This is a genomic window from Streptomyces sp. Ncost-T10-10d, from assembly GCF_900091955.1.
Taxonomy (GTDB): Bacteria; Actinomycetota; Actinomycetes; order Streptomycetales; family Streptomycetaceae; genus Streptomyces.
This window is the reverse complement of sequence record NZ_FMDF01000153.1, coordinates 1-14534: the sequence shown is the minus strand read 5'-3', so window position 1 is coordinate 14534 and position 14534 is coordinate 1. Positions and strand designations below refer to the sequence as shown.

At 68.5% G+C, this 14534-nt stretch carries 11 protein-coding genes, 1 pseudogene and 2 riboswitches; of the genes and pseudogenes, 8 read left to right on the top strand and 4 right to left on the bottom strand.

What is annotated here, in order from left to right; all coding sequences use genetic code 11:
• Window positions 1-104: 104 nt before the first annotated feature.
• Window positions 105-323, bottom strand: a riboswitch (cobalamin riboswitch).
• Between the two features lie 33 nt (window positions 324-356).
• The gene (locus tag GA0115254_RS27490; RefSeq protein WP_093897983.1) at window positions 357-974 is read right to left on the bottom strand and encodes a histidine phosphatase family protein; all 618 of its coding nucleotides are present in this window, start codon (window positions 972-974) and stop codon (window positions 357-359) included.
• A 123-nt stretch (window positions 975-1097) separates the two neighbouring features.
• Window positions 1098-1190, top strand: a riboswitch (adenosylcobalamin (AdoCbl) riboswitch).
• A 45-nt stretch (window positions 1191-1235) separates the two neighbouring features.
• On the opposite strand from GA0115254_RS27490, the gene GA0115254_RS27485 reads away from it, so the two are divergent.
• A complete protein-coding gene (locus GA0115254_RS27485) occupies window positions 1236-1451 on the top strand; it encodes a CbtB domain-containing protein (protein WP_093897982.1) in 216 nt (71 codons plus the stop codon).
• A gap of 28 nt (window positions 1452-1479) precedes the next feature.
• On the top strand, window positions 1480-2253 hold the full coding sequence (locus GA0115254_RS27480; RefSeq protein WP_093897981.1) for a CbtA family protein: 774 nt from the start codon (window positions 1480-1482) through the stop codon (window positions 2251-2253).
• 128 nt (window positions 2254-2381) lie between these two features.
• Here the strand turns inward: GA0115254_RS27480 and GA0115254_RS27475 are convergent, their stop codons facing one another.
• Window positions 2382-2888, bottom strand: a complete 507-nt coding sequence (locus GA0115254_RS27475; RefSeq protein ID WP_093898013.1) for a GNAT family N-acetyltransferase — start codon at window positions 2886-2888, stop codon at window positions 2382-2384.
• Window positions 2889-2973: 85 nt separating this feature from the next.
• On the opposite strand from GA0115254_RS27475, the gene GA0115254_RS27470 reads away from it, so the two are divergent.
• Window positions 2974-3249 (top strand): hypothetical protein, encoded by a 276-nt coding sequence (locus GA0115254_RS27470; protein ID WP_093897980.1) that lies wholly within the window; start codon window positions 2974-2976, stop codon window positions 3247-3249.
• Here GA0115254_RS27470 and GA0115254_RS27465 read toward each other — a convergent pair.
• On the bottom strand, window positions 3246-3605 hold the full coding sequence (locus tag GA0115254_RS27465) for a tetratricopeptide repeat protein (RefSeq protein ID WP_093897979.1): 360 nt from the start codon (window positions 3603-3605) through the stop codon (window positions 3246-3248). The genes GA0115254_RS27470 and GA0115254_RS27465 overlap by 4 nt on opposite strands.
• A 178-nt stretch (window positions 3606-3783) precedes the next feature.
• Here GA0115254_RS27465 and GA0115254_RS27460 point away from each other — a divergent pair, with 178 nt between their 5' ends.
• From GA0115254_RS27460 to GA0115254_RS27445, 4 genes and pseudogenes are all read left to right on the top strand, one after another.
• Entirely contained in the window at window positions 3784-4749 is a 966-nt protein-coding gene (locus GA0115254_RS27460) for a pirin family protein (RefSeq protein ID WP_093897978.1), read from the top strand.
• A gap of 371 nt (window positions 4750-5120) precedes the next feature.
• Entirely contained in the window at window positions 5121-6095 is a 975-nt protein-coding gene (locus tag GA0115254_RS27455) for a hypothetical protein (RefSeq protein WP_093897977.1), read from the top strand.
• Window positions 6096-6638: 543 nt separating this feature from the next.
• On the top strand, window positions 6639-7145 hold the full coding sequence (locus tag GA0115254_RS27450) for a DUF4232 domain-containing protein (RefSeq protein WP_093897976.1): 507 nt from the start codon (window positions 6639-6641) through the stop codon (window positions 7143-7145).
• Window positions 7146-7182: 37 nt separating this feature from the next.
• A pseudogene (locus tag GA0115254_RS27445) lies at window positions 7183-7578 on the top strand (transposase); the annotation flags it as partial.
• Between the two features lie 179 nt (window positions 7579-7757).
• Here the strand turns inward: GA0115254_RS27445 and GA0115254_RS27440 are convergent.
• Window positions 7758-8735, bottom strand: a complete 978-nt coding sequence (locus tag GA0115254_RS27440; RefSeq protein ID WP_256102804.1) for a cytochrome P450 — start codon at window positions 8733-8735, stop codon at window positions 7758-7760.
• 845 nt (window positions 8736-9580) lie between these two features.
• On the opposite strand from GA0115254_RS27440, the gene GA0115254_RS27435 reads away from it, so the two are divergent.
• Window positions 9581-14534, top strand: a 4954-nt coding sequence (locus GA0115254_RS27435; RefSeq protein WP_141720916.1) for a non-ribosomal peptide synthetase, incomplete at its 3' end; no start/stop codon positions are given.

Below are 14534 nucleotides of genomic sequence, written 5' to 3'. Positions count from 1 at the left end.
AGGGATGACGGACCGGGCGGAACCGCAACGCCGTGGAGGCGCGCATGCCCTGCCCGATCTGTACGCCGACCCGCCCACGAGGTCACCGAGATCACCGTGTGCGTCCGACGCACACGGGCAGTGGCAGGTCTTCGGACTCGCGGGCACTTCTCGCGTACGAGACACCTACTGGCCGTCGCTTCCCGGACCCGTATCGGCTCCAGTGCTTGATGACGGCGGTCGTTCCCACTCACCGCTGCGGGGCAGTCCCGGATTCCCACCGGGTTCCCTCTTGCGACGCGCCTGCCTGGCGGACAGGGCGAACCAGCTGCACCACCACAGTAGGCGCTGACGGGAGGTTCCGGCACGTCAGTTGTTCATGCTGTGGGCCGCGGGAGGACGTCAGTCCCCCCGAGCGGGGACAGCGGCTGCCCACAGCGCAGGTTCCATCGTCCCGACCGGCCGCTGAGCCCGGTCAGCGTCAGTGGGGCGACGTCCAGCCGCCAGAACGCCTCCGTCGGGAGAGCGAGGGCCCGTACGATCACCGCCCGCACCACCGCAGGTTCGACGACCCCCAGCACACGGCAGTCCTCGTCGCCGTACAGGGGCTGCAGGGAATCCAGCCAGCGGCCGACCCTGGCGCAGAACTCCAGCAACGGTTCGCCGCCGTGCGGAGCCGCCGAAGGATCGGTCATCCAGGCCGACACCGCCTCCGGCTCGCTCCCGCTCACCTCCTCCAGCCGCTGCCCGTTCCACCGGCCCATGTCCCAGCTCCGGAGCGCGAGTTCGTGCTCGGCGCGCACCCCCAGCGCGTCGGCGGTCCGGGCGCACTGTTCGGACGGCCCGCAGACATACCGGTCGGCCGCGGGCACCGCTGCCGCAGCGGCCCTGGCCCGCCGGGCCCCGACCGCGTCGAGCGGCGCATCGCCGTCGAAGCGGGCCTCGCGCAGCGCGGCGTTGAGCGCCGGTGAGATCAACATCACCTTTATCGTCATGACCGGGTCAACTCCCTGAAATCCGGGTCCCTCAAGTGCACCCACCATGGCATCCGGGCGTTCCGGCCCCGCCGACGGCACCATGGCCGCGCCTGCTCCCAGGCGGTATCGTCCGATGAGCATGACGAAGTGTGACGGAAGTCCGGTGAGAATCCGGCACGGTCGCGCCACTGTGAACCCGTACCCGTACGGGAAGTCAGACCCAGCACCTTCGTCTCAGGCACCACGAACGGGACGCGTGTTCCCTCAGGAGGTTCTGCCATGGCACAGACAGCTGTCCCCGCCACCGCCGTACCGGCGATCACCCCCATCTCCCTGAAGGCCATTGCCCCTTGGGCGGTCTTCTTCGGCATCCTCATGCTCGTACTGCTGTACTTCGTCGGCGCCGAGCAGGGCGCCACCGCGGTCATCTCCGGCGAAGGCGTCCACGAGTGGGTCCACGACGGCCGCCACCTCCTCGGTTTCCCCTGCCACTGACGTACCGTCCGATCCAGGGGAAATCCTCATGAACTCCATATCTGTCAGAGCCCTGCTCGTCCGCGGCATGCTGGCCGGCCTCGCCGCGGGCGCGCTCGCTCTGGTCGTCGCCTACTTCCTCGGCGAGTCCCGGGTGGACGCGGCCATCGCTCTCGAAGAGGCGCACAGCCATGACCACGGCGGCGGCGAGGAACTCGTCAGCCGCACCATGCAGTCCACCGCCGGCCTGGCCACCGGTGTGCTCGTCTTCGGTGTGGCGATCGGCGGCATCGCCGCCCTCGTCTTCTGTTACGCCCTCGGCCGGATCGGCAGATTCGGCCCGCGGGCAACGGCCGCCCTGATCGCGGGTGCGGCCCTGCTGGCGGTGTACATCGTGCCGTTCCTGAAGTACCCGGCCAACCCGCCGGCGGTCGGCAACCCCGACACGATCGGCCGACGCACCGCCCTGTTCTTCCTGATGGTCGCCCTCAGCGTGCTGCTGGCCGTCGCTGCCGTCATCTTCGGCAAGCGGCTGGCTCCACGCTTGGGCAACTGGAACGCGACGATCACCGCATCCGCCGCCTACGTCGTCGTGATCGGGGTCGCCTACGTGTTCCTGCCCTCGTTCAACGAGGTCGGAAAGGACTTCCCGGCCGGCCTGCTGTGGGAGTTCCGTCTGGCCACGCTCGCCGTGCAGGCCACTCTCTGGATCACCTTCGGCCTCGTCTTCGGCTGGCTGACGGAACAGCTTCTCGTGCCGGGGACCGACTCCGTCAGGACCGGAAACGGTGCGGCGAACCGGGCTGCCACCGCGGCCGGCTGACCGACGCGCCACTGCCCACCAGTAGACATCGGAACCCGCCGGGAGCTTCCCGGCGGGTTCTGTCGTCCCGTCCTGCGCAACCGAGCCGACGGCTGTACGTACCCGCACGGGGCCGGGCCGGCGGGGACTCACTCCTCGGCTTGCCGATCCCAGTCGATCCGGTAGTGCTTCAGCAGCGCGTCCTCCTTCACCAGGTGCATACCGACGGCTGTCATGACGTGCTGCGACGCGAGGTTGTCCAGATCGGTGTCGCCGTGCACGCAGCTCACACCCTGGTCGCGGGCGAACTGGAGCAGTGCGCGCAGTGCCTCGGAGGCGTAACCCATGCCCTGAGCCGAGGGCACGAGACCATAGCCGATCGTGACGTGTCCGTCGTCGTCCGGAGCGCCATGGAATCCCAGCCCGCCGATCACCTCTCCGTTGTCGCGGCGACATATCTCGTACGAACCGAAGGGGCTGGGATCACCCGTCGTCGCGCATGTGTCGAGGAAGCGCTCGGCCGCGGCCATCTCGCCGGGGGACGGGTATCCGGGCGCCCAGCGGGCACCGTCGCCCGGTTTGCCCGCCATCACCCGCAAGGCATCTGAGGCGCTCATCAGGCGGAGGAAGAGGCGGGGAGTCTCAAGGTCGGTCATGACCGAGTGAAGTATCACGCGGGACGGGCGGAAGGCATCCGGATTGTCCGAGCGTCCGAAGCGGGGAGGGGACTCCGGAGGGCCGATGCTCGTCGCCCGCCCCGCGACCTTCGGCGACGCGAGCGTGTCACGGCGGGTACGCGACGCCGTGCATGCCGCGGTCTTCACCCCGGATGTGTCCGGTGCCTCCGACGACGCGGACGACACGGGTGCCGCCGTGTCCGAGGCCCCCGTGCCGTCCACCGCGGCCCGGCTGAGCGCGCTGCTGCGGCAGTCGCCGGATCCGGCACTCAGTCCGGCCGAGGGCGCCCTCATGACGGAATGGCTGAACCGCCTGTCGAACGCCCCACGCGACCGTTAGAGCCCTGTCCGGTCCGCGTCGAAGTCCCCGGACAACGCCGCCGCCATCCGCAGATGACCGCTCGCCTCCGCGCTTCGCCCCTGGCGCTCAAGCGTGCGGCCGAGCATCAGCCGCGCGTAGTGCTCCACCGGGTCGCGCTCCAGAACCGCCCGCAGTTCCGTCTCGGCCCTGCCGAGCCGAGCCGAGTGGTAGTAGGCCCGGGCCAGCAGCAGACGCGGGGAGACCTGCTCCGGCGCCTCCTCGACCAGGCCTTCCAGGATCCGGGCCGCAGTCATGTACTCCTTCGCTTCGAAGAACATCTGCGCACGGTCCCAGCGGTCGGCGGACGTACCGAACTCGAAATAGGTGTCGCTCACTTGACCTCCTCGTTCACGGACCGTCCCGGGATCGCTCCCGGCCCTGTCCAGCCACTGACCCGGCCATACGCTCAGCCGTGCCGCAGTCTCCCCAACATGGTGCACTGGTTGAATATTCCACTAAATTTTCGGCGTGGGTACCGGCACCCCGGGCCCGCGCGGGAATAGGTTGAGCGCCATGAGCAATCTCGATCGCCAGGCCACACTCTCCGTCTGTGGAGGACGGGGCTTCGTCGTCGCCGAGCCTGTACGTGAACTCCTCACCCCGCGCCATGTCCGGCTGGGTGAGTCCACCGAGGTCCGCAGACTGCTGCCCAATCTGGGTCGCCGGATGGTCGGCGCATGGGCCTTTGTCGATCATTACGGCCCCGACGACATCGCCGGCGAGCCAGGGATGCAGGTACCGCCCCACCCCCACATGGGCCTGCAGACGGTCAGCTGGCTGCACGAGGGTGAGGTCCTGCACCGGGACAGCCTCGGCAGTCTCCGCACCGTCCGCCCGCGCGAGCTGGGACTGATGACCTCCGGCCGGGCCATCAGTCACTCCGAGGAGAGCCCGAAGCCGCATGCGAGGTTTCTGCACGGCGCCCAGCTCTGGGTCGCCCTGCCGGACGCCCACCGCCATCTCGAGCCGCACTTCCAGCACCACACCGAACTGCCGATCGTCAGTGCCCCCGGTCTCACCGCCACCCTGATCCTGGGCGAACTCGACGGTGCCACTTCGCCCGGCACCACGTACACCCCGATCGTCGGCGCCGACCTGGCCCTGTCCGCCGGCGCCGAGGCCCGACTGCCACTCGACCCGGACTTCGAGTACGCGGTGCTCTCGATGTCCGGCCAGGCCGAGGTCGACGGCGTACCCGTGCTGCCCGGTTCCATGCTCTACCTCGGCTGCGGCCGGACCGAACTCCCCTTGCGCGCGGACACCGACGCGGGCCTCATGCTTCTCGGCGGCGAGCCCTTCGAGGAGGAGATCGTCATGTGGTGGAACTTCATCGGGCGGTCGCATGAGGAAATCGAGGAGGCGCGGAGGGGGTGGATGGAGAGCTCCCGCTTCGGTGAGGTGAAGGGGTACGACGGGGGCCGGCTACCCGCTCCCGAACTGCCGCCTGTCGCCCTGAAGCCGCGCGGTCGGGTGCGCTGACCTGGTGCTCAGCTTCCGTCAGGGGCCTTCGCGTGCGCTTTCGCCGAGCCCCTTCGCCGAGCTCCACGCACTCTCTGCCAGGGTGAACAGGACCAGCAGGCACGCGAACGCTGGGAAGGGCATGGCCCAGATCGACACCGTCGGTCAGCGCTTCATCCTCAGCAAAGCTGACAGCCGGGGTTCGACGGAAGATCCAGAGTCGTTCCCAACCAGGACCGACCGATCCGGCATCTGTGGGAACGTGCCTGCAGCCGCTACGGGTGCTCTCGATCGTCGTCAGCAGACGGTAGCCGACGCGTGCCGGAGGGTGGTGGCGCGGTCAGCGGCCGGCGACTGCCCGCCCGCGACCGCCGCCGTTCAGGGAGGAACACGTGAATCATCTCGATGTCGTCCGGCTGCTCGGTCTTGACGCCCCGGTGCGGACGGAGGGCGGCGGGCACGAGCACGTGATCCCCGAGGACTGCGAACTGCTGCTCCAGGCAGTGCAGAAGGGGGTGATCGCGGGTTCCGTGCTTCTCGGGCGTGCCGCTCTTCCTGTGCGTTCCCTGGAGCACTTCACGGAGGACGCCGCGCCGCGCATCGAGGACATGGAGGCGTCCCTCCGTACCCGCGAACAGGAGCTTCCCCTGCCCTTCTTCCCCAACCCCGGCGGCATGGTGCCGTGGGGGCGCACCGCCCGTGACGGCGTGCTGCTGTGGGACACCACCGACCAGAACACCGCGAACTGGACGACCGTCCTCGCCGAACGCGATTTCCAGGTGTGGCTGGACCTTCCTTTCTCCGCATCGGAATTCATCACGCGGGCTCTTCTGGGGCGCCCTGAGGGAGTTCCCGCGTTCGAGACCTATGAGGAATACGAGTCGAACACGTTCTGGAATGTCGCAGACGACATGCGACAGACGGCCACGACGCTGGCCAATCCGCATATCGGGGCGGTCGAGGAGATCCTCACGGTGGTGCGGAGCGTCGGCATCCCGGGCGTCCGGCAGTACGCGGAAGAGCTTCTGGACCGGGCCGTGAACGAGTCCTTCGACGTGCTCCCGGAGGACTACCTGACGGTCATGCGGGAGTTCCCGGGCGGTGTCATCGCCGGAGTGCGGGTGTTCCCCGTCGCAGGGGACACCGCGGCGTCCCCGGTCCTGCGGTGGCTGGACGAGGACCGACTGTTCCTGCAGTGGGGAGAGGTCGAGGGCCGAGCAACCGGCTGGCTCACCACCAAGGGCGCCCCGCAGGACTGGCGCATCGCCTGCATCGAGCCGAACGGCTCCGCGCTCACCTGCCTGGAGGACCAGACCTTCGCCACGTTCCTGCGCCGCCGGCTGCGGGGTAACAACTCACTGTTCTGATACAGGAGATGTGTAGCCGTGGCGCTTTCAGTGGTCACCAGGAACTGCCGCCGTCGGACGGGTGCGGATCCCGACTTTCCAGCCATGCCTTTTCAGCGGCTGCCACACAGTCGCCGTCGACCCACTCACCCGGAAACGGCGGCGATCCCCGCCTGAACCCGGCATCGCGATCACCGCGGTCTTCCCACCCTGCCGCGAACCGCCCCTCCGGCCTCTCGCCGTACCTGTTCATGAGCGCCCGCCGCTCAACAGTCAGGCCCCACACTCCGCGTACCGCATCCCATCGGCACCGCAGGGATCGCCGGCAGTCACCACCCGACGGCAAAGCGAAACCCTCAGTGAGCGACCGGACGCGCCCTTCGGGCGGGACCTTCAGACGTGTGGTCGAACCTCAACGGTCCGTATGGGTTGCACACGTCTGGTCGTACGGCCGTGTCAATCCTGAGACATTCCCCGCGAGTGTTGAGGGGCAGGAATCGTGTTGACCATGGTTCTGATGGAGAACACCCACAGGGCCATTAAGCAAGGCAAGGAGTGTTCAGGATGCGTACAAACTGGAAGTTCGCCGTCACCGTCGCCGCCACTGCGCTGACGGGTGCTGTTGGTGCGGGAGTCGCGCAGGCTTCGCCCGTAACGGCCGGCGGCCTCGCCCCTTCGGCCTGCCGGCCGGCCAACCACACCGCGAAGATCACCGATGCGCCCGCCAGCGCAGGGCACCGTCACTACCGCGTGACGCTGACCGCGCCGCGCGGGTACGAGCCGTGCAAGCTGGCCGGTTCGCCCACCAACGTGAGTTTCTCGGACCGCGGTTCGGATATCGGGGTCACCGCCGGCCACTACGGCAACCAGGCAACCGTGGTGACCTTCGGCCCGGGCCACCCCGTGCACTTCGATATCCAGGTTCCCAGTAGCGGCCGCAGCACCGCCGCGGGGGAGGCATCGTTCACGCTCCAGGCTCCGGACGGGGAGATCCCTGGTACGTCCGTCGCCCAGGGCAAGCTCGAGGTGGCCACCGGTACCCTCATCGGTCCGGTCCAGCGCGGCGCCTGACCTCTTCCCACAACCCGGTGTGTCCGGATGCAGCGTCATGGCGGAGGGACACACCGGGTCTTTCGTGTGCGGCGTACCGCTGAACGGTCCGCCCTGGGCCTACGACCCCAAGTGGGAGAACGGTGACGTCGACCCCTCGGGGGGCCACCAGACGCCACCCGCCCTCGGGCCCGGACAGGACCAGGTGTATTGCCCTGTGAGGTTCGGGACGCGTCCCAGAAGTGGATCTCGATGTGTCGGGATCCACCGCGTGGGGAGGCATGATCTGACGAATGCACAGTGGGCGAAGCTGAAGCTGGTACTCCCCGTCGGGAAAAAGCCTGGACGGGGGCCGGTGCACACCAAGCGGCAGCTGATGGACGGGATACGCCGGCGCACCCGCGCTCGTGTTCCATGGCGGGACCTGCGCGAGCGGTACGGCCCGTTGGAGACGGTCCATAGCAGGCCGCCACGGAGCCGGACGGGAACCCTTCCGCCGTGTCGGCGATGGGCGGCAACGAGGCATGGTGCAAGCCCGCTCCCGGGTGGCCCGGACCTACGGATCCCGGCACCTGCGCCGCCTCGCAATCCGATGCGCCCGCGACGCAGGCGTACCTCGCGAGGAAGTGACGGTCAGCCGGCCTTCAGCTGGACCGGTAGACGCTCCGGACCGTTGACCACGATCGACGACAGAAGGGTCGGCGTACCGTCCAGCTCCACCCGCACCGACCGGTCGAGCAACTCGCCGTACAGCAACCGTAGTTCCACCCGGGCGAGCATCGCTCCCAGGCAGAAGTGCTCGCCGAATCCCAGTGCCAGATGCCGGTTGGGCTGTCGGCCCACGTCGAAACGATCGGGATCCTCGAACACCTCCTCGTCGCGGTTGGCCGACGGGAGCCAGAACACGACCCTGTCACCCGCCGCGATGCGCCGCCCGCCTATCTCCACCGACCGGGTAGCGGTACGCATGATGTGGGTCGCGGTGGACGTCCAGCGAAGGATCTCCTCGACCCCGTTCGGCAGCAGCCCAGGATCCTGCGACAACGCGTGCCACTGGCCGGGATGCTCAAGCAGCGCCAGCATCCCTCCGGAGGCCGCGATCCGGGTGTTCTCGGTGCCGCCGACCAGCAGGTTGTCACAGTTGAGGATGACGTCTTCCGGGCTCAGCCGCTCACCGTCGACACTCGCCGTCGCCAGCACGCTCACCAGGTCGTCGCCCGGCCGGGCCGCCTTCTCCTCCTGGAGCGTCTCGAAGTATCCCAGGATCTCCAGGTGGGCGAAGCGCCGGGTGACCGGATCACCTGCCGCGAAGGCCTGACTGGTCAAATCATAGAGATACTCCCAGTCGGACTGCGGGACCCCCATCATCTTGCAGATCACATACAGCGGGATCCGCGCCGCGATGTCCGCAACGAAATCGCAGCCACCCCGCTCCAGAGCCCGGTCCACCACGCTGCGCGCGATGTCCCGCATCTCCTCCTCCAGCGCCCGCACCGAACGGACCGTGAACCACCCGTCGACCAGCTCCCGGAGCTGCTTGTGACGCGGCGGATCCGTGAGAGCCAGGGTGCGCCCGCCCCCGGGATCCGCCCCGTGCTCGGCCGGCCGCAATAGAATTCCCTGTGCCGAACTGAATGTCTCCGAATCCCTGTACGCCGTCCGGACGTTGTCGTATCGGGTCAGCGACCAGAAACCCGGCAGTTCGGCCGGTGGATGCCAATGCACCGGATCATTCGCGCGCAGCCACCGCCATTGCGTGAAAGGGTCACCATGTGAATAGAGTTCGGGATCCACCAGGTCGATATGCGGCGGCGAAACCGTCGACTCACTGGGCATACGGGTGCCTCACACATTCATTCGGGATTCGGGGCCGGAGAAAAACCGCGGGCGGACGAACCGGGCAGGCCATAGGCCGCTGTCACGGTCGCAGCACCCGGCGGAGACCGTCAAGGAAACGGCGGCGGACGACCGACCTGCTCACGGCCCCTCGGTTCGCACACCGGGAACACCCTGTTCAACTGCCGCTTCGGCACAGTTGAACGTGTCCGGAGGGGCTCGACGCCGTTGGCGGAAGCGGCAGTTGGCCAGGCGGACGCGGAACATTGATCGCCGGTGCGGCACTGGGTCATAGTGGATCACCGCGAAGCAGCAATCCCCTGTCGGGCACCCGCAGCGCCACCCAGGTCCCTACCGTTCCGATGGCGCTCGACGTCCGGTGGATTCTGTTTCCGGCAAGGCGGCACACCGGCGACTCCACGACCCCTCACGACAACCGGGCCGCAGAGACGAACCGGTCGCACGCCGATCCGCCGGCCCGAAATTTCCGGGGCACCAAGGAAGTGCGAACTGCCAGATTACAGCTTTTGCACCAAGAGCTGGGCGGTCATGTGGTATGCCTCGGTGGTGGGGGCCCGTGCTGTTCCAGTCGATGAGACGAACGATTGGAGTGTGCGGAAATGGCAATGCGCGAGGCTGAACTCCGGGAACTCATGGCTGGCCAGCTCGGTATGTGGTACGCCCAGCAACTCGCCCCCGATAACCGGTCCTTCTACATCTCCGAATACCTGGAGATCCACGGCCCTGTCGATCACGACCTGCTGGTGGAGGCCGCCCGGCTCAGGACGGAGGAGGTCGAGGCCCTCCGCCTGCGCATCCGCCTGATCGACGGAAGCCCACGGCAATACGTGCACGACGCCGCCGACTACCCCGTCCACGTGGTCGACGCCAGCACCGAGGCCGACCCCCACGCCGCCGCCCTCGCCTGGATGCACGCCGACCTCGACCGGCCCATGAAGGTGGTCGACGAGCCGCTGAGCGGCACCGCCATCATCAAGGTCGCCGACGACCGGCACATCTGGTACACCCGTATGCATCACCTGGTTCTGGACGGCCAGGGCGCCCTGCTCATCGCCACCCGGGCCTCCGAGATCTACACCGCCCTCGTCGAGGGCCGCTCGCCCGCCGAAGGAGCCGTCGAACCGGTCTCCGTCATGTTCGACGCCGACGCCGCCTACCGTGCGTCCAGCGACTTCAAGGACGACCAGGCGTACTGGCACCACGTGCTCGCCGACCACCCGGCCGTCAGCGGCGACGACTCCTACCGCAGCCGACGCGCCCAGCAGGCGCCACTGCGCCACACCGACGGCATCGACCAGGGCGCCTCAGAGGCTCTGCTCGCCGCCGCCCGACGGCTGCGAACCAGCCTCCCCGGCCTGGTGATCTCCGCCGCCGCCCTGTACCAGCGCCGCCTCACCGGCGAGCAGGATGTGGTGATCGGCCTGCCGGTGCGCGCCCGCTTCGATAAGCGGACACTCGGCATCCCCGGGATGACCTCCAACATCATCCCGTTGCGGCTGTCCATCGGACCGGAGTCCACCGTCGAGGACGTCGTCCGGCAGACCAGCCGAGTCGTCCGCGACGGATTGCGCCACCAGGGCTACCGCTACAAGGACATGCTCGGCGATCTGAACATCGTCGACAGCGACCTGTGCGGCCTGCACATCAACGTCATGCACTTCGACTACGACCTGCGCTTCGGGCCGTGCAGCAGCACGGCACACAACCTCTCCACCGGCCCGGTCGACGACGTCCGGATCGACATCTACGGGCGTTCCGGCCTGCAGATCAACGTCGACGTCAACCCGGAGCGCCATGAAGCGCAGGGGGCGGTCGACATCTCCCGGCGATTCATGAACCTCGTGCACTGGATGACGTCCGTCGAACCGACTGAACTCGCCGACCACGCCGAACTCATGGACGACGGTGAGCGTCGGCGGGTGTTGGTGGAGTGGAATGACACGGCGGTGGGGGTTGAGGCGTCGACGTTGTCGGGGTTGTTCGAGGCGCAGGTGGTGCGGTCGCCGGGTGCGGTGGCGGTGGTGTTTGAGGGTGTGGAGGTGTCGTACCGGGAGTTGGATGAGCGGGCGAATCGGTTGGCGTGGTTGTTGGTGGGGCGTGGGGTGGGTCCGGAGTCGGTGGTCGGCGTCGCGTTGGAGCGTGGGGTCGAGATGGTGGTGGCGTTGTTGGCGGTGGTGAAGGCGGGTGGTGCGTATCTGCCGGTGGATCCGGGTCTGCCGGCGGAGCGGGTGGCTTACATGGTTGAGACTGCTGGGGTCGAGGTGGTGGTGTCGGTGGGTTCGTCGGTTGGTGTGGTGCCGGCGTCCGTGGGCCGGGTGGTGCTGGATGAGCCTGCTGTTGTGGGGGAGTTGGCGGGGTTGTCGGGTGTGTCGTTGGGTGTGGGGGTGTTGCCGTCGCATCCGGCGTATGTGATTTTCACGTCGGGTTCGACGGGGCGGCCCAAGGGTGTGGTGGTGTCGCATGAGGGCATTGTGAACCGGTTGGTGTGGATGCAGGAGCGGTTCGGGCTTGAGGGTGTGGATCGGGTGGTGCAGAAGACGCCGTTCGGTTTTGATGTGTCGGTGTGGGAGTTCTTCTGGCCGTTGTCGGTGGGTGCGGGTCTGGTGATGGTGCGGCCGGAGGGTCACAAGGATCCGTCGTGTCTGGCTGGGGTGATTCGTGGTCAGCGGGTGACGACGGCGCATTTCGTGCCGTCGATGCTGGAGGCGTTCCTGGCGGATCCGGGGGTGGCGGGCTGTGCGGGGGTGTTGCGGCGTGTGGTGTGTTCGGGTGAGGCGCTGACGTCGTTGGTGCGGGATCGGTTCTTCGAGGTTCTTCCGGGTGTGGAGCTGCACAACTTGTACGGGCCGACGGAGGCTTCGGTCGATGTCACGGCGTGGGAGTGTGAGCGGGGTGACCGGGGTGGGGTGGTGCCGATCGGTGGTCCGGTGGCGAATACGCGGGTGTTCGTGCTGGATGGTGCGTTGCGGCCGGTGCCGGTGGGTGTGGCGGGTGAGTTGTATCTGGCGGGTGTGCAGCTGGCGCGTGGTTACGCGGGCCGTCCCGGTCTGACGGCGGAGCGGTTCGTTGCGTCGCCGTACGCATCGGGTGAGCGGTTGTACCGCACCGGTGACATTGCGCGTTGGAACGCGGATGGTGTGGTCGAGTATCTGGGGCGTACCGACGAGCAGGTCAAGATCCGGGGCTTCCGGATCGAGCCGGGTGAGGTCCAGGCCGTTATCGCGGCCCATCCCCGGGTCGCGCAGGTCGCTGTCATCGCCCGCCACGACAGCCCCGGTGACATCCGGCTTGTCGCCTACCTCGTCGGGGGCGGCGATGTCGGTGAACTGCCTGAGTCGGTGCGCCGGTTCGTCGGGGAGAGGCTGCCGGAGTACATGGTGCCGTCCGCCGTGGTGGTGCTGGATGAGCTGCCGCTGTCCGTGAACGGGAAGCTGGACCGCAAGGCCCTGCCCGCCCCCGAGTACACGACCGGCGCCGGCCGCGGGCCGGCGAACGTGCGCGAGGAGATACTCTGCGCCGCGTTCGCCGAGGTACTGGGCCTGGAGAACGTGGGCGTGGACGACGACTTCTTCCGGCTCGGCGGCCACTCCCTCCTTGGAGTGCGCTTGGCGGAGGTCCTGCGGGCCCGCGGCGTCGCGCTGTCGATCCGGGTGCTGTTCCAGACACCGACACCGGCCGGGCTGGCCCTGGCGGCAGGTCCGGAACAGGTGGCGGTGCCGGAGAACCTGATCCCGGAGGGTGCGACCGAGATCACGCCGCAGATGCTTCCGCTGGTGGACCTCACGACGGAGGAGGTCGCTCGGATCGTCGCCACGGTCGAGGGCGGCGCGGCCAACATCGCGGACATCTACCCGCTCGCCCCGCTCCAGGAGGGCCTGCTCTTCCACCACCTGCTCGCCGACGGCGGCGACGACGCCTACGTCATGCCGGTGGTGCTGGAGTTCGACTCGCGGGAACGGGCGGACGCCTTCGCGGACGCCCTGCAGGCGGTGATCGACCGCCACGACATCTTCCGTACCGCCCTGGCATGGGAGGGTCTGCGCGAGCCGGTCCAGGTGGTGTGGCGCAAGGCCGTGATGCCGGTTGCCGAGGTGACGCTGGACCCGCAGAGCGCCGATCCCGTCAACGAGTTGGTCGCACTCGTCGGCTCGTCGATGGACCTGGGCCGGGCGCCGCTGCTCGACCTCCGACTCGCAGCAGCCGCCGGCGGCGAACGCTGGCTGGTGCTGATGCGGATGCACCACGCCGTCCGCGACCACACGGCGCTCAACGTTGTGCTCGATGAGGTGAAGGCCTTCCTTGCCGGGCAGGACGACGACCTGCCGGAGCCGCTGCCGTTCCGCAACTTCGTGGCCCAGGTGCGCGGCGGCGCCGACCGGGCCACGGACGAGCAGTACTTCGCGGGACTGCTCGGTGACATCACCGAGCCGACGGCCCCGTACGCGCTGGCCGACGTCCGAGGCGACGGAACCGGTGCGGTGGTCGAAACACTGCCGCTCGATGAGAAGTTGACTGCTCGGCTGCGGAACGTGGCGCGCCGGGCCGGCGTCAGCACGGCGACGGTACTGCACGTGACGTGGGCCCGGGTGCTCGCCGCGGTCAGTGGCCGCGGCGACGTGGTCTTCGGCACCGTTCTGCTCGGCCGCCTGAACGCCGGCGCGGGCGCCGACCGGGTCCCCGGCCCCTTCATGAACATGCTCCCCGTGCGCGCCCGCGTCGACGAGCAGGGCGCGCTCGCCGCCGTCACCGGGATGCGCGGGCAGCTTGCCGAACTACTGGAGCACGAGCACGCTCCGTTGGTCGTGGCGCAGCGTGCCAGCGGCATGCTGGGCGACGGGCCGCTGTTCACCTCCTTCCTCAACTACCGCCACAACGCCGGCCAGGATGCCGAGGCCAGCTGGGACACGGCGATGGAGGGCACCCGGCTGGTGTTCGCGCGTGAGCGCTCCAACTACCCGCTCGCCCTGCTCGTGGATGACAACGGCGACGAGATCGGTCTCTCCGTGGACGCGGTGGCGCCGGTTGAGCCGACGGCCGTCGGCGCGCTGGTGCGTACGGCAGTCGAGGGTCTGGTGGCGGCACTGGAGGTGGCACTGGACGGAGGGCCTGACGTGCCGCTGAGCGCGATCGATGTGCTCGATGCCGGTGAGCGTCGGCGGGTGTTGGTGGAGTGGAATGACACGGCGGTGGGGGTTGAGGCGTCGACGTTGTCGGGGTTGTTCGAGGCGCAGGTGGTGCGGTCGCCGGGTGCGGTGGCGGTGGTGTTTGAGGGTGTGGAGGTGTCGTACCGGGAGTTGGATGAGCGGGCGAATCGGTTGGCGTGGTTGTTGGTGGGGCGTGGGGTGGGTCCGGAGTCGGTGGTCGGCGTCGCGTTGGAGCGTGGGGTCGAGATGGTGGTGGCGTTGCTGGCGGTGGTGAAGGCGGGTGGTGCGTATCTGCCGGTGGACCCGGGTCTGCCGGCGGAGCGGGTGGCTTACATGGTCGAGACCGCTGGGGCTGAGGTGGTGGTGACCTCGCAGGCGGTGGCTGGTGCGATTTCGGTCGGTGTTCCGG